We start from the raw sequence: 24,016 nt of genomic DNA, 5'->3' as shown, positions 1-24,016 counted from the left end.
CCGGATCGTGCGTGCCGGTCTGCGGGAGGGTGAGGGCGCTGAAGGCCAGTCCGAACCGAAGACGCTATTCCCACAGCGCGGCGCACGGCAGCTGGGGCAGCTCATCATCCACCTCGTCATCGACGGTGACGACCAAATTCAGATGCGGATAGGCACGCTCCAGTGCCTCCGAGACGCTCCTGGCATGGTCATCCGACGCGCGAAAAGCCAACTCGAGGGCTCCGAACTGGATCGTGATCCGCCGGATTCGCCTCGGCGGCCGCATGCCGCTCACAGGCTGCTCGTCCGGGGAAGGCAGGCGGCGGCGCTCGATGCGATCCCGCGCAGCCCATGGCGATCAGCGGGAACATGGCGAGGGCGCATTCCGAAATCTCCAAGGCTGGATACTCGTCATCGACGCTAGAGCCGCAACGCGGCTGCGAACTGTTCAGGAAATGGACAATCCGCCGTCGGTGATCCGCAATGCCTTGAGCCTGGCATACAACGTGGTGCGGCTGATGCCGAGATCGCGCGCAGCCTTGAGTTTGTTCCCGTTGTGGCGACGCATGGCCTCGATGATGGCCTCGAGTTCGGCACGCTCCCGGCCGGACAGGCGCCGCACGCGTGAAGCCATGCGATAGGGCTCCGGCAGATCGCCGACGGTCACGTCGCCTTCGCGCCGATGCCGCACCACATGCGCCAGCACGGCCTTGAGCTCGTGCAGATTCCCCGGCCATGGCTGGGCGGCCAGGATTTCGATCACGCTCGGCAACAGTCGTAGATGGGCGGTGGGGTCCAAATGCCGCACAAGGCGTTCCGAGATCGTCGCGATTTCGGGTCCCCGGTTGCGCAGCGGGGGCAATTCCACCCGCTGCAGGCAAACCGCGGCCAACGCGGCATGCGCACCGCGCAGCTCGGACAGCGGCGGCGAGGTGAGGATCAGCCGCGGGCCGCGGCCAGCGGAAACAGCCTCGATGAGGACGTCGACCAGCGGTTCCGGCAGGAGGTCGATATTGTCCACGCACAGCGTGCCGATGGGCTGGCGCAACCGATCACGCAGTTGCTTCACCCATGTTCGCTCGCCCTCGACGGCGACATCGGCGCCGCTGCGGAACTCCACCGTGTCCTCTCGGGCGAGCCTGCGCGCCTCGGTGCTGCGCCCGGTACCGCGGGCACCGGCGATCAGGACGGGCCCGGTGGGCGCCGTGGCCGCGACATCGCGCCGCGGTGTGAGCAGCACGGGGCGGGCACCGTGCGCGTCGATCGGTTCGAAGTGGAACAGCGTGCCGCCGCCGGCTCCGGCGATCTGTGCGAGACGAACGCGGACCACGATGCCGGAGGCGAGGGTGATGTCGGTGGTGCGGGAGCCGCGGTCCAAATCGTCGGTCAACATCCGCAGCACGGCGTAATCGGCCGGATTGAGCAGATCGAGAGCCGACTTGTTGGTCAGCACGATGTCGTCGCCGACGGCGGCGACCGCGCGACGCTGCCGGGAGACCGATTGGAAGGCGGCGAGCAGCGCGCGCTCCGATGCCTTCGCCTGGTCGAGCAACCGCTGTTCGATGTCCTCCGCGGCCCGCACGAGGAACGGAGCCAGCAGCGGATTCACCACCGAGGAGGAGCCGGTGATGTCGAGGACGCCCTCCAACCGCCGCGTCACCGGATGCCGGATGGGGTGGCCGTAGCAGGTGAACGCCTTGAACGGTTCGATGTAGTGCTCGGCGCCATGAACGATGATCCCCTGCTGGGTTTCGATCGCCGTGCCCAGCGCATTGGTTCCGATCGTCTCCTCGGCCAGACAGACCCCGTCCCGGATGCCGAGCTTTTCCAGCGCCGCTTCGAACTGTGGGTCGTCGAACCAGCGGTACACCAGACGGCAGTCGCGGTCGACGAGCAACAAGTTGAACGCGGTGCCCGCGAGGGCGTCGGCCATGCGCTCCAGAACCACCGAGGCGGCTTCGACCAGACGGCCGCTGGGATCGAATTCAGCCACGGGGAGATCGGCGAAACCGTCGAACTCGGGCGCTACGCCGCTGAGCTTCGAACGCTTCCACGACAGTTCGATTTCCGGTCGCGTCACCGACGCTCCGGTTCCGGGGTCGCGAGCCGACGACACCTTACTCCTCGCGTCCTGCCTCCAGGCTGTCACAGACTCCGACATGAGATCGGATCCATGGGCGCCTCGCGTGGCATTGCCATGTGCGAAGTCCAGAGTACTCATCATGCGTGTTTCACATCACATCTGCTTTTTGTCGGCTATTACGGCGCCCGCCACGGCTGCCCACCGCGTCGACGCGTACGAATCGCGGGGTCAGCGGGTCGGCGAGCCGGACGATGGCGCAGCCGCGGCGGTGGCGACTCGGATAATGATGCGTGACGCCAGCCGCAGTCGAGTGTTCAGAAATTGGACACTCCGCCGCCTCGTCGAGATCCGTCATCGGGACGCGGCCAACGGAGGTCCACTCGCAGGACGAAGGCATGAAGACCCAGGCAGCGGTCGCCTACGACACTGGTCACCCAGCGGATCGTCTCCGAGGCATCCGACGCTGCCGGCAAGGACGGCATGGTCGTGATGACCGGTCCGAACTTTCGTCGCAACGCTGTTCAAAAACTGAACAGCACCTGGGCGTCGCAGCGTTATAGCGTCGTTACCAGGCGATCGGACCGGCAATGGCGCCGAGTTTTCCCGGCAATGGCGCCGGGAGCGTCAGGAGAGTGACAGCCGGTCACCGACGACTCCCGTATTCGGACACGGCGGTCGCTCTCCTGACGTCCCGAACGCCCGACCATGTCCGCAAGATCCAGGAGCACGGATCGCGACCAGCTGTGTCGCGTGACCACCGCACCTGAAGCGCTGAACCCGCCGATCGTGCACGACGCGACCAATGGCCGGTCCTGGCAGTTCACCGGAAAGAGAAGTGGTCCATTTTGCCGTATGCCGGAATGCACTCTCGCTCCCCCGACAGCGGCCGGTTTCCGCACAGACGCTGGGTACCGGCAGCCGATACGAATCCGTTCACTCTCGACGATCTCCGCATCGCTGCTCGTGTCCTGGGATTTCCCGACGTGCGCACCCTCGTAGACAGCCTTCTCGAGCTCAGCCCCGAGGCCGGCCCGGAATAGCGCGATCGTCCCACGATCAGACGCCGAGAGCTGCCGCGATGGGCTCGTCCGGCGCGGCGCCGGGTGGTATGGCGAAAATGGCGCTGCCGGTGTGTTGGATGAGGCCGTTGAGCCGGTCGGTTGCGGCCAGGGCGTGTTGGGCTCGGATGAATTGATTCGGCGGGTTGTTCATGTAGGCCGCGAACAGCAGGCCGGCGTCGAGTTGGTTGTGACCGCCGTGGGTGTGGTTCGGATCGGTGCCCGCGGGGTGTTCGTGCGGTTGCGTAGGTTCCGAGGAGCTGGCCAGCAGGACGCCGTAGTCGTAGTTGTAGCCGCGGCGCAGCATCGGGATGCCGTGGACGAGTCGCACGTGAGCGTCGGCGGGAATATCGAGATCCCCGTTCGCGGACCGTGCGGACAAATCGATCGAGTCGAATTCGGCGTGCCCGCCGAGCGGGGCGCCGTTGTCGCGTCGGCGGCCGATGATGCGGTTCTGCTCGGCGATCGGCAGCTGGTCCCACTCCGCGGTCTTCATCCGAATCTTGCGGAACACCAGGTAGGTTCCGCCGTGAAACCAATCCGGCTCGTCGGGAGACGTGGCCCATACAGCGCGATCGAACTCCGGCGTTCCGGGGCGAGGGTTGGCCGTACCGTCTTTGTGCCCGAACATATTCCGTGGCGTTCCGCCACCCGGTCGGCTGAGGAAGCCCTGCTGTGTCCACCGCATGCGCGCGAGACCTGGCATGCGTGCCCGGAGGGCGCGAAAGGTGTGGCTCACGATCTGTGGATCGTCGGCGCAGATCTGCACCAGCACATCGCCGCCGCTCCACGCGGGATTCAGAACATCTCCGGCGAATTCGGGCAGCGGACGCAGGTGTTCAGGTCGACGCTCCGCCACGCCGAACCGGCCGTCGAAGACGCTCGGGCCGAGACCGAACGTCACCGTCAGACGTGCCGGATCGAGGCCGGTGGCGAAGTCGGTGTGCGCACTGAATCCCGGTGGTGTGCCGGGCTTTTCGGGAGCAGGGTCACCCGCTGCGAGCGCGGCCGCCGTTGTCGTCCATCCGGCGAGCAGATCCCGCAGCGCCGCGCGATCCGGCCGGGCGATGTCGCAGGCCAAGAACAGCGCGTGCGACTGCGCCGGAGTCGCGATACCCGCTTGCCGCGGCCCATGAAACGCCTCGACATGGGAGTCGGCAGGCTCCGCGTCGCCCATCCGGCCCGCCGCGACTCCCGCCGTCGCCGCACCGGCGGCAGCGAGCGCCGAACCGAAAAGACCGCGCCGCGACATACGCCAGGACGAGTCAGCATTCTTACTACGCTCGGTAGTAGATTCACCCATGCTCGCCGAGCATACTCGAGCTTCGAGCGATCTTCAATCAGATTGAAGGTTGTCCCCGCCCGCACGGATCGGCTGACCGAGCCGGTGCGAGAGACTGAAGCGGTGACCACCGACAACGGCCGCCCCGGCCCTCCTGCGACCAGCGCCTCGATCATCGTGCTGATGCTGGCGCGTCGCGTGGAGGCCGAACTCGCGGCCGCGCTCGCGCCGTTGGATCTCACCGTCGCCCGGCTCGGTCTCCTCGGTCATATCGCCGGCGTGCCCGGGGCGTCGTTCAGCGATCTGGCACGGATGTCCGGCATCAGCGTCCAGGGCGTCCATACCGCGGTGAAGGCCCTCATCGGCACTGGACTCGTCCGCGATCGCACGGCGCGCGCCGGATCCGCGTCGACCATCGAGCTCACCGCCAAGGGTTCCCGCCTACTCCAGGAGGCACAGCAGGTGGTCTCCGAGCTCGACGAGCGCCTATTCGGAGCGGAGGCGGATCCGGTCCAACGGACAATAGGCGCCGCGATTGTGCACGCCTTCTCGGAGAATCGGATTTCCGGCTCGTAGTTCGGTGCCGTGACGTCGCCCGCCCGAGGAATGCCGGTGCAAGTTCGCGGGACTCGGATACCGACGCCGGGTCCGCCCGACGCCCACCATGTGGCCAACTGACCGGTACGTGGTCCCGTCATGGGATATCTTGTGTCCCTTGGGATTTGTGGCACGATTCTGTGCAATCGGGTGGTCTGGCCAGGGGGTCTGATGCGTTTCGCCGCAATGGTCGTAGCGATCGGCGCTATGGGTTCCGGAGTTCTTTGTGGTTGTAGTCCACACCATCCGGAGACGCCGCATATTCCACCCGCCAACACCGTGCAGGCCGGCACGTCGAGCGAGCCTGCGACCTCGGGCCAGGCACCTGCTGAGACACCCTCGCCGTCTTACCGTGCGACGGGGTCTTACCGTGCGACGGGGATTATTCCTCCGACCGCGGCACCTCCAGCAGCGCAGCAGAACGGAGAGCAGGGAGCGACCGGGCCAACCATTCCGCCAGCGAACACGCCCACGGTGACGGGTACGGTCTCGGTCATACCAACGACGCCACCGGTGATCCCCGGCGTTCCCCGACCAGGCGCGGGAATCGAAAGCGGGACACCTACCCAGACGCCGGCCAAGACCGCGCCTCCCCCGACGACTTCCGCACCGGAGCAGAACCGGTGATCGCCACCCACCTTGTGCAGACCGACCACGCCGGCCATGCCGACGGGCAGCACTCGGATCTTCCGCACGGGCTCCGTGTCGTGTTGTCGGCCGCGGGTGCGATCACCTCGCAAGCGCTGGTCGTGACAGCGATGCTGTACTACTTCGGACAGGTGTACACGCGAACCTGGTTCGCGCACTTCGGGATCGACGTGGGCATGCTCGGCTATTCGATTCCCGACTATGTCGTGCGCAGCGTCAACGGCGCCTACTGGCCCGCCTTGCTGGCGTTGCTGGCCGCGGTGGCGCTCGCCGGGCTTCGTCCGATCCCGATCCTCGTCGCGGTCAGAACTCGGCGACCACGACGCACGTTGCGCCGCTGGTTCGTCTTCGTCGTCACGCTCGGGGCGAGCTTGCACGCTGGGGTGGCGGTCGGGATCCTGATTCGTGAGCAGTTGCCAGCGGCGACGAGTCGCTATCTGCCGCTCATGCTGATCGTCGGCGCGGCATTGCTCGGCTACGCGATAGCGCTCCGGATGTGGTATCCCGTCCAACTCGGCCCCCGACGACGCCGAAGCCGCGAGCGCGCAACGGACTTACCCTGGGTCACCGTGCTTGCGCTTGTGGCCATCGGCTTCCTCGGAGCCATGTGGTCGGTCGGTGGCTATGCCGCGGCACAGGCGAACAAAGATGCCCGGACCGCGGAGGCCACGCACTTCGACGACCGCCCGCTGGTGCTGTTGTTCAGCGTCGACCGGCTCGCCATCGAAGGCGGCGCCTCCCGCGTCGACCCGATCTCCGTGCCCGACGAAAAGTTTCGCTACGTCTACAGCGGTCTGACCCTGCTCGTCCGGACCCCGGATCGCTATTTCTTGATCCCCTATGACTGGAAAGCCAAGCGCGACCGCGTCTTCATCATCGACACGAGCGACAACATCCGAATCGACATCGCACGGCACCCGTGATCAGTTGTCATACGACGCGACGCCGACCGGTCCGACGCCAACGCATAGATCGAGTCCTGTTGTGCGAGAAGAAATCCTGAGCGAGGACCCACTTCCGACAATACGAACGAATACCGTATTCGGCCCCTTCCGGACCGGAGCCGCGACGGCTTTCCCGTGTTCGAAGCCGACAGTTATCCGGCCGTCCTGGTTGGCGAAGTAGTTGAGTTGCGCGGTCCATTCATGCTCGAACATAGGTCCGTCGAGGAGCAGGGGGACCGGCGTGCCGCCGTTGATCCGGTGCCCGCAATTCGGCTGGGGACCAGGAAGGATGATTCGATTCCACCAGACCTCCGCTTCGACGATCCGGCCGGTATCGGTGATCATCCGCAGCTGCGGCGTCGAGTCGGCGAAGGTGCCGGGAGCGGCGATGGGCGAGAGCACCTGACTGGTCAGATTCTGGGGATAAGCCAGCGGATTCAGCACATGCCACGGCACTTCCTGTTCGAGTAGCGGTGCACCGTCCCACTCGTTCAGTTCCGACTTCACATTCGTCACATAGGTTCTGGTCGGGCCGACACGCCACGATCGCACGAAGGTGTGCGTGGACCAGAGACTGCTCACGAGGAACACCGCCAGCGCGGCGACCGCCACACGGCGGCCGGGGAACGAAGCGGCTGCACGTGACGGTCTCGGTCGGGCACGCACCATCAGCGCAGCCGCGGCAGCCAGCACCACCGCCAGGTCGGCGAAGTAGCGCAGGGACTGCATCAGTTCCGCCGCGGTATTCGGTCCGCCGCGGGCCAGCGCCACCGCTATCTGGACGACCAGAATGTAGGCCGCGATCGCCAGCCAGACCGGAGCCACCCGCTGCCGGGCACGGACCGACAAGGCCACCAGCGCGGCCAGCGCGAGCCAAGCCGACACCACTGCCCAGCCCGGCGGATCCGCCCACGGTGCGGACGGTAACCACCGCTCCCAGACCCACGGGCCGCCGAACAATGCCGGAACGATGCCAAGTGATGCCGCGCCCGGCAGCAAATCCCGCAGTTCGCGCAGGTCGTCAGGCCCGGCGGGGCCGCCGACCACCGCGAGATAGCCGATCAGCCAGCAGGCCAGCACCAAGCCGGAACCGGCCCACAGTGCCGCACCGCGTCGCGCGACCACGCGAACCGGGGCCTGGCCACCGTCGACATAGCGCGCGAGGACCACGGCCGCGAACGCGACGAACGGCACGATCACCGACTTCTCGAAGAACAACAGCGCCACCGCGAACACCGCGACGCCCGAGAGGGCGTACCGGCGCCGACCGCTCTGGACCAGCAAAATCGCATCGCCGATCACCCAGGCGACGGCGAATTGCAGCGGCAGCGCGTTCAGGGCAGCCGCCCACCACGCGAATGCCGGCAGCGTCAGCGGGCAGAACAGATAGAAGACCAGCGGGGGCAGGATCATCCACCGCGCACCCACCAATACCATCAGCATCCGCAGTACGGCCACGGATGCCGCGAGCTGGAGTACCAGCAGTACGACCACCGGCCCGGCCCAGGCCAGCGGCGCCATCGCGGTCACCGCCCACGCGGTGGCGAAGGCCAACGGCATTAAGTGCCCGTCGTGGTTGTACAGCAGCAGATCCGCCGACCACAGCGGGAATCGGGCCGCCCGGCCGACCAGGATGAGATCGTCCCAATAGAAGAAGCCGCTGTCGGCTACCCACCCGCGGATCGCCAGCTGCACCACCAGGAGACATCCGGCCGCGACGACCACCGGCCGCGCATACCGAATCCGCCGAGGAAAGCGGAACTTCGCCGACGAGGGCGGCCGAGGGACGCGCACGGGCTCCGGCACGACGAGCGCGGCAGTGTCCATGCCATCCCACGGTAGCGCCGGCGGGCTCCGGAACCCATCCCTCGTTCGCAGCGGCGTTTCCCCGCGGTCCTACGCAACCGCCGGACCCAGGGGACCACGTGCCCGAACTCAGTGGCCGATGACGCCACTCAGTTCATTCGGCGTGCCGGGCAACGTGACGGTTGCTGTTTTCGCTCCGGTCTCCAGATCGATCCGGTGCACCTGCTTGGTGGCGGGATCCGAGACGTACGCCGTGCCGCCGCGGACGAACAAAGCCGGTCGCGGTTTCTGCCATTGCAGCGGTTCCTGCCACGGTCCGGTGACCGGAATGGTGCGCACGACGGCGCCCGCGACCGGATCGATCACGTGGATACGGCCGTCCGTGCCGAGGACCAGGGCCTCATCGTGCGGGCCGCGCCCCAGCGAGCGGAAGGTGTAGCTGGTGCCGAGATCGACCAGGCGCAGCGTGCCCGTGACCGTGTCGATCAGCGAGATCTGCTGTGGCCGTTCGAGTTCGGCGTCTTTGTCACGCTTGTAGTCGCCGAGCACGATGGGCGAGGTCGCGCTGCCCGCCTGGTTGCCGATCCGGCCGTATTCGGTGGGGCTGACCACTTTGCCGATCGTGCCGTTGCGGTAGACGAGCACGCCGTTCTGGCAGCCGATCACGACGGCCTCGCCCGCGGCGGTCGCCTCGCCGTGTACTCCGGGGCAGTCCTCGTTGCGCGCTTTCTCGGTGCGGTTCTTGTCGAGTACCGCGATCCCGGTCCGTTTTTCTTCGGTGCCCAGCGTGACGACGAGTTCGCCGTTGGCGAGTTCGATCGCGACGCCGTGGTGCGGGGCGGCGGCCCGGTAAGTGGAGGTCTTCGGTGTGCCCTCGGCGAGATCGGCGGGGTCGAAGACGGTGACTTCACCGGTGCCGTCGCCGAAGAGCACGGTTCGCCCGGCGTGGTGCACCACGTGGCCTGGCTCGGGGCCCGGGAACTGGGCGCCGGTGAATTCGGCGGCGGTAGCGTCGAAAACGCGGAATCCGTCTTTGGTCGAGACGATCAGGTGACGGTCGTCGCCCGCCGGGTTGAGCCGGTTGAAGCCGTCGAGGTCGACCGTGCCCGCGAGTTCCAGAGTGGTTCCGTCGAGCACGTAGATTCCACTGTCATGCGTGAGCGCGATCGGATCGGCGATGCGCTTTCGCTGGTCTGCCTGCGTATCGGCGCCGCAACCGGCGACGGTGAGCACTGCGGTCATCAGGCCGGCCAAGGCCGCCGATTTCGTGGTTCGCGATCGTAACTGCATGGGTTTCCTTCTGTTGGTCGGGCGCTAACCGGCGGTGAGACCGCGCACGATGGCCTCGGTGTTGGCGCGCATCATGTCCAGGTAGGTGCCCGCGCCGCCGCCCGGCTCGGTGAGCGATTCCGAGTACAGCGGGATCACCCGCGCGTGCACCCCGGCCTGTTCGGCGAGCACCCTGGCCAAGCGATCGGGTTGGGAGGAATCGGCGAAGATCGCGCTGACCCCGGCGGCCCGGATCGTTCCGGCGAGCGCGGCCAGATCCGACGGGCTCGGCGAGGCGAGCGTGGTGCCGCCCGGAATCACGGCGCCGACCACGGCGAAGCCGAATCGCTGTGCGAGGTAACCGAAGACGTGGTGGTTGGTGACCAGTTTGCGTCGCTCGGCGGGGATCGTGGCGAACCGATCGGTCATCCAGCGGTCGAGCTGGTCGAGTTCGGCGAGGTAGCGGTCGGCCCCCGCGCGGATCGCGGCGGCGTCGGCGCCGTCGACGTCATCGATGATCCGATCACGGACAACCTCGACGGCCCTGCGCACGCGACGCGGGTCGGTCCAGAAGTGCGGATCCGGCCGACCGTTCGCCTCGTCGGCGGAGTAGCGGATCGGATCGATCTCCGTGCCGACCGCGACGGTCGCGACCCCGGACTTCTCGGCTGCCTCGACGTTGCGCAGCACGTTCTCCTCGAGGCCGAGACCGTTGTAGACGATCAGGCTCGCGCGTTCGAGCTGGGCCGCCTGCTGGGCGGATATCGCGAAGAAGTGCGGGTCCGCGTTCGGCTGCATCAGGACGGTGACCTCGACCGCGTCGCCCGCGATGGACCGGGTGAGGTCGCCGAGAATATTGGTGGTGACAATGATTCCGTCGCGGTCGGCGCCGGAATTCAGGCAAGCGGTCAACGCCAGCAGCGCCGCGGCGACCAGTGCGCACAGCCGGATCGCGGACTTCATCGGCCGACCTCCACCATCATCGTCGGGCTGATGCCGAGGGGGAATGTTCGTGCGCCGCGGAGGTTGTCCGCGTAGTCGATCTCGTGGATCACCCGTGCCGCAGGATCGTTGACATAGGCGCGGTGGTCGTCGACGAGGATCACCGGCGCTTCCGCATCGGCGGCTACCGGCGCGATCAGTGGTCGCCCCGCGGTGGACTCGCGCCCGGACGCCGGGTCGTAACCATGCAGCAGGCCGTCCTCGGTGAGGGTCAGCACCGCGGTGCCCTCCCCCGCCGTGTTCACCGCGACCACCGGACCCGTCTCCAGCAAGGTCCATGTCCCGCGCATGATGTCGAGCAGCCAGACTCCGCGCCGCCCTGCCCTGGCCACCAGCGTCGCGCTCCCGGGACGATGGAAGAACTCGACCGCACGGTCACCGTCGGCGACAGCGTGCGGATACGGGATCTTCGCACCCGTGAACACCGCGTCTCGCGCCGTCACCACCAATGCCCCATCGGCGCAACCGAAGACGACGCCGCGCCGCGTCACCGCGGAGCCGCGCGGGGCCGGGCACCGCTCCGCGACGACGGCGGACGGTACACCGTCCCGGGTGCGGACCTCGATGGCTCCCCGCGAAGGCACGGACACGAGCAGGTGCTCGGCGTAGGGCACGGCCGCCCCGTCCGTGATCACGCCGCGTTCGTGCAGCGATCCGGTGCCGAGTGCGGACCGGTCCAGCAGAGTCGTGCCACCGGTTTCGAAAGCGACTGCCGTGACACTGCCGTCGCCGTGCGCGGCCGACACCGCACCACCGGGGAACGCACCGAGATCCCGCGCAGGCGCCCGGTAATAGTGCACATGGTCGCCGTGGTCGACCGTCCACGCGCCCGCGTCGACGGTACGCACCCGGCCACGGCCGGACAGGAACGCGAAACGGCCGTCGCCGCCGATACCGTCGACACCTTCCGTCCGGCCGAGGTCGATGACGTCCCCGGTGATGAGATCGACAACCCGCACGGCGCCGGTCTCCTTGTCGGCCACGACAAGTCGCGGCTGCGCGTCCGCGGTCTCCTCGGCACCCTCGACGTAGCCGTGCGGTGTCGCCTCCACCGGCTGGGACGGCCCGCGCGCCCCGCAGCCGAGCAGAGGCGCGATCGCAGCGAGGATCAGCACCGATGCCAGCGGTTTCGACGTCGGACCCGCCGAGCGAACTCGATCACGCAGCCAGGCCGACAGCGTGGAGAGGAAGAACAGGGCGACGGCGGTCGCGGCGATCGTCGCGCCCGCCGCGGTGCCCGCGTGCCACGAAATCACCAGTCCGGCCACCGTGGCCACCGCACCGAGCACCGCGGCGGTGAGCATGATCGACGGGATGCGATGCACCCAGTAGACCGCGGCCGCGGGCGGCGCGATGAGCAGGCCGAAGACCAGCAGAGTGCCGACGATATGGAACGACGCGACGATCGCCAGGGTCACCAGACCGATCAGCGCCACATGTGCGGAACGGGGTCGCAGCCCGAGGGTGTGCGCTTTGCGCGGATCGAAGGTGAGCGCGAGGAACGCTCGGTGGCCCAGCACCGCAACGACGGCCGCGAGAACCAATGCGGCCGCCAAGTACCACAGATCGCGTTCCCCGACAGCCAGCACGTCACCAAAAAGGAATCCGGTCAAGTCGACCGCGAACGACGGCGAACGCGACACGACGATCACACCCACCGACAACATCCCGACGAACAACAGCCCGATGCCGGTGTCGGGCGCGAATCTGGTGCCGCGGCCGAGCACCGAAACCCCGACCGCCATAGCCGCCGCACTGAATGCCGCGCCCAGCAAAAGGTTTCCGCCCAGCAGGGCGGCTATCGCGACACCCGGCAGCATTCCATGCGCCATCGCGTCGCTCAGAAAAGCCATGCCGCGCAGGACAACCCAGGTTCCCGCGATGGCGCACAGACACGACACGAGCAGCCCGCCGCACAAGGCCCGCTGAACGAAGGAAACCTCGAACGGGGCGACCAACCACTCCATGACGCAGCACTCTACAATGACAACGATTATCATTTCAATAAAGATCGGAGTGCGCGATGCCGCCGCCAGACATCCGTATCGCCGAGGTGACGGCCGGATACCGGGGACGTCCCGTGCTGCACGAGCTCAGCGTCACGATTCCGGGCGGACAGGTGACCGCACTCGTCGGACCGAACGGTTCCGGCAAATCCACCCTGCTCGGCGTCCTCGCCGGCGTCATCACGCCCACGGCGGGAACGATCAGCCCGGAACATGCCCGACCGGCATTCGTCGTGCAACAGAGCAGCGTCCCCGCGACCCTGCCGATCACGGTCCGCGAAACCGTCGCCATGGGCCGCTGGGCGCACCGCGGCGCATGGCGCCGCCTCACCCGGCGGGATCGCACGATGGTGCGCGAATACCTCCACCGCATGGACATCGCCGACCTTGCCGACCGCCGGCTCGACACCCTCTCCGGCGGCCAGCGCCAGCGCGCACTGCTCGCCCAGGCACTCGCCCAGGAATCCGGCCTACTCCTGCTCGACGAACCGACGACCGGGTTGGATTCGCTTGCACAGCAGGAGATTTCCGACGCGATCCGCCGCGTCGGCGATCAAGGCGTTACGGTCGTGCACGCCACACACAGCCGCGAGGACGCACTGCGCGCCGACCACTGTCTCCTCTTGCGCGATGGACGGATAGCCGGTCAGGGAGACCCGCACACCGTCCTGCACCGCGAACGAACCACCGAACCGGCCTGAAGTGCCGCCCAGCGGGCCGCCTCTCGGCATTTCGCGACGGCGGGCGATCGCTGGCGAACCGACCTAGCGTGGTACTCCTGGCATTCCAGCGAAGAGAATCCGAAAGACACTGGGAGCGTCGAACGTGACCGCCGTCGATGGGACATAGGGCGCGCCCTCGTTGGTGTCGGTGACGGCATAGTCGGCGTGGCTGCCGGGGACGCGGTCGAGGATCCCGTCGCAGCGCGGGCCGCCGGTGGCGTTCACCTTCGGCAGGTCGTCAGGGTAGGTATAGGGGCGAGCGCCGTACATGAAACCGGCATTGAAGATGGCGCCCGGCACGGTTCCGCCGATGATGGCTTCGGCCGCGGGGATCGCCTTCGCGATACCGACGACCACGCAGTACAGCACGGGTGAGTACCTGTCGAGCAGGGAGCTGGTCGGGCGCAGGAGTTCCACCGCCGCGGCGACACCGTGCTCGTTCTCGGCGAGCACCGCCCGCGTGGTGCCGGCCAAACCGATGAGCTCGAGCAGCAGGGCATCCAATGCTTGCGCACCGGTGGTGATCGTCTCGCTCGTCACGGTCGCGTTGTCCATGGTGCGCAATAGATCGGGCGAAGTGTCGGCATACAGCCCGGCGACATCTGCGGCAGCCGACAGGTCCCGTCGCAGCGCGGGCAAGCTCGCATTGATCTGCCGTAGATAGTCGTCGGCGCGGGCGAGGAGATCGCCGAGTCGATCGCCGCGACCGTGCAGCGCGGTGCCGAGCGCGGTCAGCGTGGCGTTGAGCTTGCCGGGTTCGACCTCGGCGAGGATGTCGCTCAGCCGCTGAAACAGCGTGTTGTACTCGACGGTGACGGCGTCGGTGCGGATCGTCGCGCCCGGTCGCATCGGCGACGGCGACGGCGTGCGCGGCACGACGAAGGTGACGTACTTGGCACCGAACAGCGTGGTGGAGCGGATGTTCACCGTCGCGTTCGCGGGCACCAGCCGCAGCAACTCGGGATCGATCGCGAGCCGCAGGCGCACCCGGTCGTCGCGATATTCCACCGCGCTCACCCGTCCGAGTTCCACTCCCCGCATCCGGACCTTCGCATCGGGATCGAGAACCAACCCCGAGCGGGGCGCCTCGACGGTGATCGTCGCGGTGGACCGGAACCGCCCCGCGTACATCGAGACGGCGAGCACGATGACCGCGGTGATCAGCAGAAGCATCGCCGCCCCAGCGACTTTCCATCGAATCACCCGCCACACGACCAGCACCGACGGCTCGCTGGAATCTTGCTTCGGATGCACAGATCACCTCTTACTGCGGGGCTGTGTGGCGAGGCCCTGACCCGAGTGACGGCGGCGGGTCGGTCCCCTTGCCCGGCGCTTCCTAGCCGTAGTACTGTCCAGACACGTGTCCATGATAGATCTCGGGCACCGATTCGGGGAAGGAATCTCAATGACGATGTCAAGCCGCAGTGGGGACCTGGTTGATGCTCGGGGGCTTGGTGTCGAAGGGGCGGTTGTCGCGCAGCAGGGCCCACAGCACGTCGACCAGGCGTCGGGCCAACGCTAGGAGGGCTTGGGTATGAATGAGCCGTTCGGCGCGTTTGCGCTGGTAGAACGTTCGCGAGGGCCCCTCGTTCTTGATCGAGGACAAGGCGGCCATGAAGAACACACGCCGCAGCCTGCGGTTGTAGCGTTTGGGCCGGTGCAGGTTGCCGCTGATCCGGCCGGAGTCGCGCGGAACCGGCACCAGCCCGGCGTAGGAGGCCAACCGGCCCGGCGTGGTGAACTCGGCCAGGGCGTCACCGCCGGTGCTCACGAGGAACTCGGTGCCCAGGTGCGGGCCCATGCCGGGCAGCGACTCGATGATCCCCGCCTGCGGATGTTCGCGGAAGCGGGTGGTGATCTGCTTGTCGAGGTCTTTGATCTCGCGGTCGATGTCGAGCAGCTTTGCCGCGAGCCGCTTGATCAGTGTGGCGGTGGTGGCTTCGCCGGGTACCACGATGTCCTGGGTCTCGGCGGCGGCCACAGCCGCTGCGGCCATCGCGGAGATACCTTTGCGCCACGCCCCATTGTCGGTGAGATGCGTTGCGACACCGTTGATTCCGGCGTTGCGGATCTCGACCGGGGTGCACAGTCCGGCGACCAGGATCAGCGGCGAACGCGTCGAGTAATCGAACGCGGCCTCCAACGCTGGGAAGATCGCGGCGAGCATGGCGCGCAGCTGGTTGACTCCACGCACCCACTCGGCCATCAGGTCGGTGCGGTAGCTCGACAGCTGGGTCAGCTCGGCGATCAGTTCGTCGGGTGCGGTCACCGGTTGCAGATCCGAGCGCATACGGGCGGTGTCGGCGATGACGCGGGCGTCCTTGGCGTCGGTCTTGCCCTCACCGCGGAAGATGCCGGTCATGGTGGCCACCATGCGGCCGGGCACGTACACCACCGACTCACCGGCGGCCAGCAGCACCGTGATCAGCAGCGCGGCCAGTGGGCTGGTCAGATCGATCGCCCACCGCAACTCGATCCCGGTCTTGCGAGCGCGGTCGATCACCGCCTCGATCGCCCGCTGATCGTTGGCGAGTTTGCCCGACCAGCACACCTTGCCGTTCTCATCGACCACGCACACATGGTGGCCGGCCTTGCCGACATCGATACCGACCCAGATCCGTTGGCGCAGCGCCACTCTCACACTCCAGTTCACCCAACCGAAGCCCGTGGACAACCCCGCCATCAGGTCCCTAACCAGCGACGAACCGCATCAGATCTCAATCAGTGGCCGGAGCGTCCAGCACGGCGGGGCAGCCATTCCTTCCCAGCCACAACAGAAGCAAGCGCCACATCAGCTACACCCCACCGTCCTGGGCATCCAGGGCACCAACCCCAGACACCTACAACTTAGGGATTTCCACATGACGCTGGTGACACCGCGGCGGGTATCCGGAGGCGACCACGAGCACGGTCATCTGGAGGAGTTCCGCGTCGATCCGATCGGGCTGATGCGCCGGGTCCGCGAAGAGTGCGGTGACGTCGGGGCATTCGATCTGGCGGGCCGACAGGTCATCCTGCTGTCCGGGGCGGAGGCCAACGAATTCTTCTTCCGTTCCGGTGACGAGGACCTCGACCAGGCCGCCGCCTATCCGTTCATGAAGCCCATCTTCGGCGACGGGGTCGTCTTCGACGCCAGCCCGGAACGCCGCAAGGAGATGTTGCACAACCAGGCATTGCGCGCCGAGCACATGCGCGGGCACGCGGCGACCATCGCCCGCGAGGTCGAGCGGATGCTGGCGCGCTGGGGCGACGAAGGGCAGATCGACCTGCTCGACTTCTTCGCCGAGCTCACCATCTACACCTCCTCGGCCTGCCTGATCGGCGTGAAGTTCCGTGACGAACTCGACGACCGCTTCACCCGCCTCTACCACGATCTCGAACGCGGTACCGACGCACTGGCTTACGTCGACCCGTATGCCCCGATCGAGAGCTTCCGCCGCCGCGACCAGGCGCGCGCCGAGTTGGTCGACCTGGTCCAAGCGATCATGGACCGCAGGGCCGCGAACCCGCCCACGGGCAAGGACGACCGGGACATGCTCGACGTGCTCATCTCGATCCCGGGCGACGACGGCCTGCCACGGTTCAGCGCGAGCGAGATCACCGGCATCTTCATCTCCATGATGTTCGCCGGCCACCACACCACCTCCGGCACGGCGGCCTGGACGATCATCGAACTGCTGCGCCACCCCGAGGTATTGCGTCAGGTCGTCGCCGAACTCGACGAGCTCTACGCCGATGGCTCCGACATCAGCTTCGGCGCGCTGCGCCGAATCCCCTGTCTCGAAGCAGTTCTCAAGGAGACACTCCGCCTGCACCCGCCTTTGATCATCCTCATGCGCGTGGCGCGCGGCGAGTTCGATGTCCGCGGTCATCGCATCTCCCCCGGTGACCATGTGGCCGCCACCCCGGCCATTTCGAATCGGATTCCGGAGGACTTCCCCGATCCGGACGCCTTCGATCCCGGCCGCTACCTCGACCCCAACCAGGCGGACATCGTCAACCGCTGGACCTGGATTCCGTTCGGCGCGGGCCGCCACCGCTGCGTCGGCGCCGCCTTCGCGCTCATGCAATTGAAGGCGATCTTCTCACTCCTGTTGCGGGACTGGGAGTTCGAGCTGACCCAGCCGTCGGACAGCTACCGCAACGACCACTCCAAGATGGTCGTGCAACTCGCGCAGCCCTGCACCGTTCGTTACCGGCGGCGCAAGCCCAGCGAAGCGTAAGGGGCTCGCGCTCCCCGGCTCCGAGGCCGGGGAGCGCGCAACCAGACCGCCTACTCGTACCGCACCTGCCAGCTCTTGACGCCGTTGATCCACCCGGAGCGCAACCGCACCGGCTCCGACACCTGCCGCAGGTTCGGCATCACGTCGGCGATCGCGTTGAACATCAGATCGATCTCCAGCCGGGCCAGGTTCGCGCCGACACAATAGTGCGCACCGGTACCGCCGAACCCGACGTGCGGATTCGGATCGCGCAGGACATCGAAAGCGAACGGGTCCCGGAAGCCGTCCTCGTCGAAATTGGCCGAGCTGTAGAACAACCCGAGCCGCTGTCCGCGCAGAATCCGCTGTCCGCCGAGTTCCAGATCCTCGGTCGCGGTGCGCTGGAAGGCCGTCACCGGCGTCGCCCAGCGCACGATCTCGTCGGGCGCGGTGCGCGGACGCCGCTGCCGGTAGATCTCCCACTGCTCAGGGTTGTCCACGAACGCCTTCATCCCGTGCGTGATGGCGTTCCGGGTGGTCTCGTTGCCCGCCACCGCGAGCAGGATGACGAAGAAACCGAACTCGTCGGAGCCGAGCGCCTCGCCGTCGACGTCGGCGTGCACGAGTTCGCTCACGATGTCGTCCACGGGGCAGCCGCGGCGCCGCTCAGCCAGGTTCCAGGCGTACCCGAGCAGTTGCGCCGAGGCCGCGGCGGGATCGCCGTACTCGGGGTCGTCGTAGTTGAGCATCTGATTCGACCAGTCGAACAGCTTGCGCCGATCCGATTGCGGCACGCCGATCAGTTCGGCGATCGCCTGCAACGGAAGTTCGCACGCCACCTGTTGGACGAAGTCGCCGCCACCCGCCCGCTTGGCCTCGTGCACGATGCGGGCGGCGCGCTCGGTGAGCGCGGCACGCAGGCTCTCCACCGCCCGGGGCGTAAAGCCTTTGGCGATGATCCGGCGGATCTTGGCGTGTTTGGGTGGATCCATGTTCACCAGCAGGGCGCCGGTCAACGCCATCTGCTCCGGGGTGACATCACCGGGCAGGCGGATGATGGCCCCTTTCCGCTGGGAGGAGAACAGCTCCGGGTGCTTCGAGATCTCCTTGATGTCGGCGAGCTTGCTCACCACCCAATAACCGCCGTCGCGGAAGCCGCCGGAGGTCTCGTCGGATTGCTCGTTCCACCACACCGGGGCGGTCCGGCGTAGCTGCGCGAATTCCTCGACCGGACTTCGGTTTGCCCACAGCGCGGGATCGGTGAAGTCGAAGCCCGCGGGTAATGCCGGTGCTGCCATGGCTACCTCCTGATCACGTCGGTCCACTGGTGGTCGGGTCCCCGACCGGCGACGTACTGCTGGGCCCACCGGTAGTCGGGTTTGCCGCTCGGCGCGCGGACGACCACGTCGGCGACCCAGATCTGTTTGGGCACTTTGTATCCGGCCAGGAAGCGACGCACGTGCGCGCGCAGGTCGGTGAACTCGATCGGCCCGGGTGCGGACAGCGACACCACCGCGGCGACCTGATGCCCCCAGCGTTCGTGCGGCACGCCGAGCACCACCGCGTCGTCGATCGCGGCGTACGCCTTCAGCACGCTTTCGACCTCTTCGACGAACACTTTCTCGCCGCCGGTGTTGATCACCATGTTGCCGCGGCCGAGCAGGGTGATGGACCCGTCGGTCTCGGCGCGGGCGCGGTCGTCGGTGACGACCATGCGCACGCCGTCGACGGTCTTGAACAGCTTCTCGGTCTTGCCGGGGTCTTTGTAGTAGCCCAGCGGCACATTGCCGGTCTTGGCCAGCCAGCCCTCCGCACCGGGCGGTACCGGGCGACCGTCGTCGTCCACGACGATCGCGCCGCGGCCGGACCGCACGCTGGGACCGCGCGCGGGATCGTCGTGCTTCTGCGCGAAACCGATACCCCCGAAGCCTGTTTCCGAGGATCCGATGGAGTCCGAGACCACCGCCCGGGGAAACAGCTCCAGCAGGGTGTTCTTCACCGACTGCGACAGCAACGCGGCGCCGGAGGCGATCGCCAGCAGTGAGGACGCGTCCACCGGCTTGCGACCGAACGCCTCGATCAGCGGCCTCGCCATGGCGTCTCCGGTGATCACCATGACCTGCGGTCGTCGCCTGGCGACGGTCCGCCACACCAGGTCCGCGTCGAAGCGCGGCTCGAAGACGACGGTGTTGCCCGACCACAGCGCGGTGAAGGTCGGCATCATGGCGGCAGCGTGGATCAGCGGCGGTAGCACCAGCCAGGTGCTCGGATCGCGCTCGGCGCCGGTGCGCGACTGCTGGTACTCGTCGGCGACCGGTTCGCCGGTGTAGAAGTCGATGCCGCCGCCGAGGACCCGCCACATGTCCTCCTGGCGCCACATGACGCCCTTCGGCATGCCGGTGGTCCCGCCGGTGTACATCATGAACAGGTCGTCGGCGCCACGCCGGACCACCGGACGCTCCGCGCTTCCGGTGGCGAGGGCGGCTTCGTAGGGCGTCGACGCGGAATCGTCCGCGCCGCAGGCGGAATCGTCGTCGACGCAGATCGTGTGCCGTACGACGCGCGTGCGCATCCGTGCTTCGCGGACGGCCTCGGCGTAGCAGGCGTGGTGCACCAGCACCTCGAGATCCGCGTTGGCGTAGACGTAGGCCAGTTCGGCGGCGCGGTACCGGTAGTTGACGTTGATCGGGACGGCCGCGAGCTTGAAGCAGGCGATCAGCGTCTCCATCGTCTCGATGCTGTTGTGCATCTGGAAACCGACGTGGGTTCCCGCGCCGACGCCGACCGTCGCCAGATGGTGTGCGAGCCGATTGGCCCGAATGTCCAGTTCGCGGAAAGTCACCCGGCGGTCGTGCTGGATCAGGGCCACCCGCTCGGGCATGGCGTCCACGGAATGCTCGAAGAGGTCGGCGAAATTGTTGGCCATGTCATTCCATCTCTGGGTGGGGCTGTCCAACGACGGTGAGCGGAAGAGGTATCCCGCGGTCGGTGAAGGTGAACGCGGCGCCGGTGCTGAACCGGGTCAGCGCGACCTCCGTCGCCTCCCGGAACGGCCGGTCGCCCAGCGCGATCTCGGCGCTCCAGCCCTGGTCGGTGACGGCGACGACCTCGGCGCGGAAACGCGGATTCACGCCACGCACCAGTGCGTTCAGTGGGCCGAGGTGGTGGGGGTCGAGCATCGACGGCCAGGTTCCGTCGATGTGGGCGCCACTGACCGCCGGAAACGTGAGCTGGACGCGGCTACCGGCTTCGTCGACCTCGATTCCCGTGTAGCACAGCGGGTTCAGAGCGGGATGCAAGCGCAGTACCGTCGCCAGCGCACCGGCGTCATCGGCGCGGCCGAGGCAGGCGCGCAGGCGCTCACTGGTGAGCCCGGCGATCCCGGCGAACTGTTTGCGCCCGATCTCCAGTGCCGCGGGCGCGTCCAGCCGTGCCCGCACCGCGATCATGAACCCGAGGGTGAGCAGGTGATGTTGCAGGCAGACCTCCTCTGCGATGCGCACCAGCGCCGAGCGCGAGAAGTCGGCGAAGCGCACATCGCTGAGCAATGGCCCCGAATAGTCCGGCCGCCCTTCGTCATCGCGGTCGATCGCGGGCAGTTCGAGCCCCGCCGCCACCGACCCGGCGACGCGTTCGGCGTTGGGCGGCACCGGCGGTGGCACGTGCGCGGGATCGATGCGCACCGTCCAGGCGCACACCGGTTTCCGGTCGGCGGGCCGCCGCGGCGGTCGGTGCATCGGCCGGACCTGAGCGTGCGGGTTGGTGGCCAGGGCGGTCGCGTCGAACGTCGGGTCTTCGATGTCGTGGCACATCGACACGACGAAGTCCTCGCCCATCGGCTCCACGTCGGCGAGCGCGCCGCAGTGGTCGAGCCAGAATTCGCCATGACGGTGATCGTCGACCCGGAACCGGAAATCCATGAACTGCGGTGGCGCGCCGATATCCAGTTGCAGCGCTTTGAAGATGGTCTCCACACCGTCGCCTGCGAAGCCGAGCGCGCGCTGCATGCGGCGGGTGTAGACGGGGCTGGCCACCTGCCACTCCTCGATCGCGACCGCGGTCATGCCCTCCCGGCCGAACGCGGCGATGGAGTGCGCCATGCCGGAGCGGTCGATGAGGTGGCCGCACAGGAGCAGTTCGGGAACGAGGGCGGCCAGGGTCGTCCGATCCAGGTCGGCGAATCGGCTGGGTGGTGCGGCCATAGCGGTCACCACAGCGCGACGGGCGATTCGCCGACCCGATACCACCCGGGCAGAGGCTCGCCCGAGACCGAGCGCTCGATGCGCCGCTGCATGCCGGGCGTGAGCGCCTTGTTCGTGATCATCTCCAGGAACAGCGCGGAGACATTGCCGAAGTCGAAGAAGTCACGCTGCCAGGACCATTGGAAGTCGCCACCGTAGCGGAACCAGCTGCCACCGATGCCCTCGGGCGAATAGTTGCGCCCGTCCGGGCGTTTTGCCGCGCTGATCTGCTTCCAGAAACCGATGACGCTGCCGGTGCGCTCGTCGACGACGAACTCCTGGTACGGGTAGGTCCAGCCGTCCAGCCCGGCCATCTCCTGGCCGAGGGCGAGAGCGCGGATCTCGTCGCGGCCGACGGCCATGAACTCCTGGGTGGGACCGTAGTTCCACCCGTAGGTGGCGTCGGCGGTGTACATCTGCGCGAGCGGCTTCCAGTCACCCTTCTCTTCGCAGCGCTGATTCTCCACGATCCAGCGCTGGATCATTTCGTCGAGTTCGGCGCGTTCGAAACCTGGCATCAGTCGAACCTTTCGGGCCGGGGCGGTCTCGCCGGCGCCGGCAATCGACAAGCCTTGGTGAGGGCCGTGATCACCGGGTGACGCTCCCGAGAGACACTTAGCTGGACATGTGTCTGGACGGTACCACTGAGGTTTTGGGCGGACAATCCCTGAACGGCCGAACACCCTCCACATCGGGTGTCAGCGCATTCGTCGCGGCAGGGCCTGCGCCCGGCGCGTCGCAACGGGTCGGCAACCGCGCTCCCCCATGATGTTCAGCGTTCATCGGCGCGGTGGGCGCCACCCGGCGCCGACGCCGTGCGCCGCAATAGATCGACTCGACCGAGGATGGGAGAGCGTGTGGCGAAAATGGGTAGGCGGAAGCGATCCAGGCTGATCACCAACGGGATCCTGCGCGAAAAACAGCAAACGAGAGAGCCCGGCGATTCGGCGAACCCGGCGCCGGAACGCACGGAAACCGTCGAGGTCGACGCCGCGCTGGAGCTGGACGCTCTGGCCTCGCGAGTGCGTGCGCGGCGCCGCGAGATGAAGTGGACGCAGGCCGACGTGGCGGGTAACGGCGGCCCGCCGGCCAAAGCGCTCAGCGAGATCGAGCGGTCCCGCAATCCGCACCCCAGCGCCGAGGTGCTGGACAAGCTGGACGCGGGGCTCGGCTGGCCGCCGGGCACCAGCGCGACGATCCTGCACGACGGCGTGGCGGGCGAGCTGGCCGCGGCACATTGATCAACGGTTCGAAACCGGCCGGTCGGAGCGTCTTTCGAACTCCGACCGGCCGTGCCGTTATGCTGCTCTGCGACCCCTCAGCGACTGCTCTTGCGCCGCCGGAGTGCGCGGGTCCGGCCGTGCGGGACGCAGGTGAATCCTGGTGAAGGAATGGACAGATCATGCAACTCCGCGGCATCACTGCGGCAGCGATACCGGTCATCGGCTCGCTGATCATCGGCGCCGGCGTGGCGCACGCCGAACCGGCACCCGACATCACCTACTCGGCCGAGCTCGTCGATCGGACGGTGGTCGCCGCCCTTCGAGGCGGAACGTTCGAGTTGTCCAGGGCGCTACGCGACCGGGCAACCGACGCGAACGCCCGACTGACCGAGCGTGACGGTGCGCTCGTCGACCGCAACGGCGCCCGCGCCGACGTCGCGCAGGTGATCGATGTGGTCGATATCCGCGACCGCGACGGCCGGGTCGCCATGACCTTGCCGCTGGACTTCCGGGTGGCGGGCACCGCGATCCCGGTGCGGCCGGAGTTGAAGAAGGACAGCACGGTGCTGGAGCTGACGCCGACCCGTCCCGAGGGCGTCGCGATCACCGAAACGCTCGTCGCCACGCCGATCGCGTCGATGACCGAGAACCGGCGCGCTCGTGACGAATTCGCCAGTCAATTCGGGCTCGCCACCGCCGTAGGCGGTTTCATCGGCACGGCCATCGGCGCCACGATCGGCTGTCTGGTCACCATCGCCGTCGGTTGTGTGGCCGGTCTGATGACCGGCGCGGGTCTCGGCGGGATCCTCGGAACCATCGCGGTCGGCGGCCCGACCCTCGTCGTGGCGGGCGTCGACCTGCTCACCACATTGCAGGCGGCCGACGGCACCACACGTTTCGCCGACAAGCCCGCGCAATCCGCCCCGGCACAACCCAAGTGACTTCCGTCCCGGC

General features: G+C 67.6%; 19 protein-coding genes. 6 read left to right on the top strand and 13 right to left on the bottom strand.

Features of this window, described 5'->3' with window-relative positions:
• Positions 1–64 precede the first annotated feature (64 nt).
• The 3 genes from ACWPXK_RS19720 to ACWPXK_RS19710 all read right to left on the bottom strand — a co-directional run bounded on the left by ACWPXK_RS19720 (position 65) and on the right by ACWPXK_RS19710 (position 4,423).
• Positions 65–274: a hypothetical protein gene (locus tag ACWPXK_RS19720; protein WP_454197624.1), complete on the bottom strand. Its 210-nt coding sequence runs from the start codon at positions 272–274 to the stop codon at positions 65–67.
• 153 nt (positions 275–427) lie between these two features.
• Entirely contained in the window at positions 428–2,059 is a 1,632-nt protein-coding gene (locus ACWPXK_RS19715; protein WP_454197623.1) for a sigma-54-dependent Fis family transcriptional regulator, read from the bottom strand.
• A gap of 1,059 nt (positions 2,060–3,118) precedes the next feature.
• Positions 3,119–4,423 (bottom strand): Dyp-type peroxidase, encoded by a 1,305-nt coding sequence (locus tag ACWPXK_RS19710; RefSeq protein ID WP_454197622.1) that lies wholly within the window; start codon positions 4,421–4,423, stop codon positions 3,119–3,121.
• Between the two features lie 102 nt (positions 4,424–4,525).
• Here ACWPXK_RS19710 and ACWPXK_RS19705 point away from each other — a divergent pair, with 102 nt between their 5' ends.
• The gene (locus ACWPXK_RS19705; protein ID WP_454197621.1) at positions 4,526–4,978 is read left to right on the top strand and encodes a MarR family winged helix-turn-helix transcriptional regulator; all 453 of its coding nucleotides are present in this window, start codon (positions 4,526–4,528) and stop codon (positions 4,976–4,978) included.
• 644 nt (positions 4,979–5,622) lie between these two features.
• On the top strand, positions 5,623–6,570 hold the full coding sequence (locus tag ACWPXK_RS19700) for a hypothetical protein (RefSeq protein ID WP_454197620.1): 948 nt from the start codon (positions 5,623–5,625) through the stop codon (positions 6,568–6,570).
• Here ACWPXK_RS19700 and ACWPXK_RS19695 read toward each other — a convergent pair whose 3' ends face one another.
• The 4 genes from ACWPXK_RS19695 to aztB form a co-directional block, all read right to left on the bottom strand.
• On the bottom strand, positions 6,571–8,418 hold the full coding sequence (locus ACWPXK_RS19695; protein ID WP_454197619.1) for a hypothetical protein: 1,848 nt from the start codon (positions 8,416–8,418) through the stop codon (positions 6,571–6,573).
• A 108-nt stretch (positions 8,419–8,526) separates the two neighbouring features.
• A complete protein-coding gene (aztD, locus tag ACWPXK_RS19690; RefSeq protein ID WP_454197618.1) occupies positions 8,527–9,687 on the bottom strand; it encodes a zinc metallochaperone AztD in 1,161 nt (386 codons plus the stop codon).
• A gap of 24 nt (positions 9,688–9,711) precedes the next feature.
• Positions 9,712–10,629: a zinc ABC transporter substrate-binding protein AztC gene (gene aztC, locus ACWPXK_RS19685; RefSeq protein ID WP_454197617.1), complete on the bottom strand. Its 918-nt coding sequence runs from the start codon at positions 10,627–10,629 to the stop codon at positions 9,712–9,714.
• The gene (gene aztB, locus ACWPXK_RS19680) at positions 10,626–12,635 is read right to left on the bottom strand and encodes a zinc ABC transporter permease AztB (protein WP_454197616.1); all 2,010 of its coding nucleotides are present in this window, start codon (positions 12,633–12,635) and stop codon (positions 10,626–10,628) included. Before aztB ends, aztC begins: the two co-directional genes overlap by 4 nt.
• 56 nt (positions 12,636–12,691) lie before the next feature.
• Between aztB and aztA the strand changes: the two genes are divergently transcribed.
• The gene (gene aztA, locus ACWPXK_RS19675; RefSeq protein ID WP_454197615.1) at positions 12,692–13,375 is read left to right on the top strand and encodes a zinc ABC transporter ATP-binding protein AztA; all 684 of its coding nucleotides are present in this window, start codon (positions 12,692–12,694) and stop codon (positions 13,373–13,375) included.
• Between the two features lie 63 nt (positions 13,376–13,438).
• On the opposite strand, the gene ACWPXK_RS19670 is transcribed toward aztA, so the two are convergent.
• Positions 13,439–14,569: an MCE family protein gene (locus ACWPXK_RS19670; protein ID WP_454197981.1), complete on the bottom strand. Its 1,131-nt coding sequence runs from the start codon at positions 14,567–14,569 to the stop codon at positions 13,439–13,441.
• A gap of 241 nt (positions 14,570–14,810) precedes the next feature.
• On the bottom strand, positions 14,811–16,031 hold the full coding sequence (locus ACWPXK_RS19665) for an IS110 family transposase (protein WP_454197614.1): 1,221 nt from the start codon (positions 16,029–16,031) through the stop codon (positions 14,811–14,813).
• 226 nt (positions 16,032–16,257) lie between these two features.
• On the opposite strand from ACWPXK_RS19665, the gene ACWPXK_RS19660 reads away from it, so the two are divergent.
• On the top strand, positions 16,258–17,619 hold the full coding sequence (locus tag ACWPXK_RS19660) for a cytochrome P450 (protein ID WP_454197980.1): 1,362 nt from the start codon (positions 16,258–16,260) through the stop codon (positions 17,617–17,619).
• A gap of 50 nt (positions 17,620–17,669) precedes the next feature.
• Here ACWPXK_RS19660 and ACWPXK_RS19655 read toward each other — a convergent pair whose 3' ends face one another.
• The 4 genes from ACWPXK_RS19655 to ACWPXK_RS19640 are packed head-to-tail and all read right to left on the bottom strand — an operon-like array spanning position 17,670 to position 22,357.
• Positions 17,670–18,896, bottom strand: coding sequence for a cytochrome P450 (locus tag ACWPXK_RS19655; protein ID WP_454197613.1), 1,227 nt, complete (start codon positions 18,894–18,896; stop codon positions 17,670–17,672).
• A 2-nt stretch (positions 18,897–18,898) separates the two neighbouring features.
• Positions 18,899–20,524, bottom strand: a complete 1,626-nt coding sequence (locus ACWPXK_RS19650; RefSeq protein ID WP_454197612.1) for an acyl-CoA synthetase — start codon at positions 20,522–20,524, stop codon at positions 18,899–18,901.
• A gap of 1 nt (position 20,525) precedes the next feature.
• A complete protein-coding gene (locus tag ACWPXK_RS19645; protein WP_454197611.1) occupies positions 20,526–21,800 on the bottom strand; it encodes a hypothetical protein in 1,275 nt (424 codons plus the stop codon).
• A gap of 5 nt (positions 21,801–21,805) precedes the next feature.
• Complete coding sequence (locus tag ACWPXK_RS19640) at positions 21,806–22,357, bottom strand: nuclear transport factor 2 family protein (RefSeq protein ID WP_454197610.1); 552 nt, start codon at positions 22,355–22,357, stop codon at positions 21,806–21,808.
• A 348-nt stretch (positions 22,358–22,705) separates the two neighbouring features.
• On the opposite strand from ACWPXK_RS19640, the gene ACWPXK_RS19635 reads away from it, so the two are divergent.
• Positions 22,706–23,080, top strand: coding sequence for a helix-turn-helix domain-containing protein (locus ACWPXK_RS19635; RefSeq protein ID WP_454197609.1), 375 nt, complete (start codon positions 22,706–22,708; stop codon positions 23,078–23,080).
• A 161-nt stretch (positions 23,081–23,241) separates the two neighbouring features.
• On the top strand, positions 23,242–24,003 hold the full coding sequence (locus ACWPXK_RS19630; protein WP_454197608.1) for a hypothetical protein: 762 nt from the start codon (positions 23,242–23,244) through the stop codon (positions 24,001–24,003).
• Positions 24,004–24,016 lie beyond the last annotated feature (13 nt).

It is taken from the genome of Nocardia sp. Marseille-Q1738 (genome assembly GCF_965283145.1).
This window is presented reverse-complemented; position numbering and strand designations above follow the sequence as displayed.